The sequence below is a fragment of the Acidovorax sp. Root70 genome (assembly GCF_001428225.1).
Taxonomy (GTDB): Bacteria; Pseudomonadota; Gammaproteobacteria; order Burkholderiales; family Burkholderiaceae_C; genus Acidovorax.
In genome coordinates, this window is sequence record NZ_LMHQ01000025.1 from 1 (window position 1) to 3,251 (window position 3,251).

3 protein-coding genes and 1 pseudogene are annotated in these 3,251 nt (G+C 64.1%); 3 read left to right on the forward strand and 1 reads right to left on the reverse strand.

Features of this window, described 5'->3' with window-relative positions; all coding sequences use genetic code 11:
* Nucleotides 1-405, forward strand: a pseudogene (locus ASD94_RS23780) (methyl-accepting chemotaxis protein); the annotation flags it as partial.
* A 195-nt stretch (nt 406-600) separates the two neighbouring features.
* On the opposite strand, the gene ASD94_RS13225 reads toward ASD94_RS23780, so the two are convergent.
* Entirely contained in the window at nt 601-1,410 is an 810-nt protein-coding gene (locus ASD94_RS13225) for a triacylglycerol lipase (protein ID WP_056643686.1), read from the reverse strand.
* Between the two features lie 269 nt (nt 1,411-1,679).
* On the opposite strand from ASD94_RS13225, the gene ASD94_RS13230 reads away from it, so the two are divergent.
* Nucleotides 1,680-2,213: a chemotaxis protein CheW gene (locus ASD94_RS13230; RefSeq protein ID WP_056643688.1), complete on the forward strand. Its 534-nt coding sequence runs from the start codon at nt 1,680-1,682 to the stop codon at nt 2,211-2,213.
* Nucleotides 2,214-2,363: 150 nt separating this feature from the next.
* A partial coding sequence (locus ASD94_RS13235) for an MCP four helix bundle domain-containing protein (RefSeq protein WP_156391430.1) occupies nt 2,364-3,251 on the forward strand: 888 nt, incomplete at its 3' end.

A 3,251-nucleotide genomic window follows, 5' to 3' on the forward strand; every position in this document is an offset into this window, starting at 1 on the left:
CAAGTGGGAGAAGCCGTCACCCAGATGGACCAGGCCACCCAGCAAAACGCCGCCCTGGTGGAAGAAATGGCCGCGGCCGCCAGCGCGCTGAACGCCCAGGCCGGCGAACTGGTCAATGCCGTGGCCGTATTCAAGCTCGACGCCAGCATCAGCCACAGCCCGGCGCGCAGCAGCGCAGCCCCCGCCCGCGCTCCCATGGCAGCGCCCAGCTACAAGGCCCCGGCCCGCAGCACCAGCCTGGGCAGCAGCGCCAAGAGCGGCAGCAAACCCGCCGCCAGCCTGGCAGCGCCCAAGGCCAGCAGCGCAGGGGCTGCAGCCCCGGCAGCAGCCGCCAAACCTGCAGCGCCCAGCCCGGCCCAGGCGCCCAAGGCAGGGGGAAGCGACGACGACTGGGAGAGCTTCTGACGAGGGCCAGACAGGCCTCGGTATGAAGAATTCAGGTCAAAACGGCCGCAAGCGCAGGTAGATCATGCGCTGATAGCTATCAAAACAGAAGTGAAGAAGCACGCAGAGGGGCTACCTTCTGCGTGCTTTTTTTTGCCTGGCACCTAGCAACGTGCCGTCCATTCAGGCCGGTCAGTGATCCGGTCTGTGCCCTGGTCAGCGGTGCGGGTTGGGATACACCAAGTGCAGCCCCGGCAACTGGGGGCGCTGAAAGGGTTGCCACACCACGCCAGGCCCGTGGGGCTGGCCCAGGCGGTCGGCCACGGCCCACCAGGCGCTCGGGTTCAGGCCGATGCCAAAGTGGCTGGCCACCACTTCGATGTTCTCGGTGTGGGGGTTGTGGTCGGCGGGCGCCTGGATGCTGCCGCGCCAGGCCACCACGCCGTCGGTGCGCGAGTAGATGCTGGTGGTGGGCACGGTGGGCGCCTCGGGCAGGTTGTAGTTCTCGGTCTCGCGCTCGATGCTGCGGCCGCTGGCGAATTGATAGATGCGCCAGGCGTTGGTGGAGGTGTGTGGCCCTGCAAACGGCGTGCCCAGGGTGACCACGCAGCGCACCAGGTCCGGCATCTCCTTGGCCAGCTCGCGGGCGTAGATACCGCCCAGGCTCCAGCCCACCAGGCTCACCTTGTTGCCGCTGGCATCCGCCGCTTGCTGCAATTGGGCCTTGGCGGTCTCCAGCACGCCTTCGCGCGGCCCCAGGTTCAGGCCCTGGCCCCAGCCCAGCGTGTTGTAGTTGCGCGATTCGAGGTAGCGGCGCAGGGGCAGGGTGGTGGTGTCACCCGCCGTGAGGCCCGGGAACACGATGACCGTGTGCCCATCCCCCAGGGGGGCTCGCTGCAGCACAGGCCAGGCGGGCAGCACGGCGCCAAACTCCCACGGTGCCCGCAGCTCCAGAGCCAGCAGGGGCAGGCTTGGCGGCGGCATGTGGTGCGGGTCGGTGGATTTGCGGTCGGAGAAAAAAGGCATCAGGTCGTCGTTTCCAAACGGGCGCCTGCCGGGCGGGGCACGCGGTTGCTGCGACGGTAGCAGTTTTTGCGCACCAAGGCAGGGCGCGAAATGGAGCAAGCTCTCCAATTGCCCCGGCCCGTACCCGGTGCAGTCCCCTTCAACCGGAGGGGGGGATTGCCGAGGAATGTCACATTTTGCAACCATGCACTGCTATGCTTTGGATAGCTCTTGCGTTCACTGCGTTCTGGCGCAGTTCGCATCCCTCCAACCGCCCGAAAGCCCGTGCCATGACCGCTATTGCCGCTGCTCCCGCCGCTGCCCACCCCACATCCCGCGCAGGGGCTGCCGGCCACACGGCAGCCGCGCGTGAATTCCTGACTTTTCGCCTGGGGGCGGAGGAATACGGCATCGACATCTTGCACGTGCAGGAGATCCGGTCGTACGAGCGGCCCACACGTCTGGCGCATTCGCCGGATTTCATCAAGGGCGTGATCGACCTGCGTGGCCGTATCGTTCCCATTCTGGACCTGCGCGTGAAGCTGCAGTGCTCCGAGGCCAGCTACACCGAGTTCACCGTGGTCATCATTCTTGACATTGGCGCCACGGTGATCGGTGCGGTGGTGGATGCGGTGGCCGATGTGGTCTCACTCACGCCCGACCTCATCAAGCCCACGCCCCAGTTCGAGCGGCAGGGCCATGTGGACCCGACCTTTGTCACCGGCATTGCCAGCCTGGGTGATCGCATGCTGATCGTGATGGACATCGAGGCGTTGCTCAGCAGCGACGAAATAGGGCTGGTGACAAAAGCTGCGCGCGGGTAACGTACGGTGTCCCGGGTGGGACATTCGTTGCCTGAAGACGCCAGACATCGCCGTGGTTTGCGCCTTGCCTGAGGGTGATTTGGTTTTTTTGTTTCGTCAACGAACTTCTAGCTAATCACCACCACAACATCAACCCAGAGGAGAAGAAGGATGAATCAGTTAAAGATTTCAACCCGGCTGGCCGTGGCATTTGCCGTCATGGTGCTTCTGCTGGCCACTTTGGGTGCGGTGAGCCTGGTGCGATCGGCCAACCAGCGCACAGAACTCAAGGAAGTGATTGATGTCCGGCTGCAGATCATCAAGTCCCTGGGAGTGCTCAATGACGGAGTGAACGAGCAGGCCATTCAGGTGCGCAATTTGGCGATCTTCACCAAAGAATCGATCGTGAAGTCGGCCACCAGCCAGATTTCTGCCTCTGCGGCGGAGATCGATGCGCAATACAAAACCCTCAACGAATTGCTCGTTTCTGACAAAGGCAAGGAACTCCTCACGCGCATGCAGCAGCGGCGCGCTGATTTCCTGAAGCTGAGGGATCAATACCTGGCACTGCTTCAGCAAGGGCAACGGGACGAAGGCCTCAAGCTCCTGGAAGAGCAACTTCGCCCCGCACAGCGGGCCTACATGGCCGCCATCGATGAGCAGATGGAGTTTCAGTCCCTTAAAACTGCGGACGCAGGTGCACGGGCCGAAGCGGCTGCGGCTGCGTTGCAACGGGATGTGCTGATCGCGGGCGCACTCGCCATTGGCATTGCGATCTTTCTGGCCGTCAGCATCATCCGCTCCATCACCCGTCCCCTGGCGCAGGCTGTGGAAGCGGCTGACCGCGTGGCCAGTGGTGACCTGAGCGGCCAGATCGTCGTGCGGTCCAAGGACGAAACTGGGCACCTGCTCAGCGCCTTGCAGCGCATGCAACAGAGCCTGGTCAACACCGTCAGCACGGTGCGCAGCAACGCCGAAGGGGTAGCGTCCGCCAGTGCGCAGATCGCCTCGGGGAACAACGACCTGAGCGCGCGCACAGAACAGCAGGCCAGCGCGCTG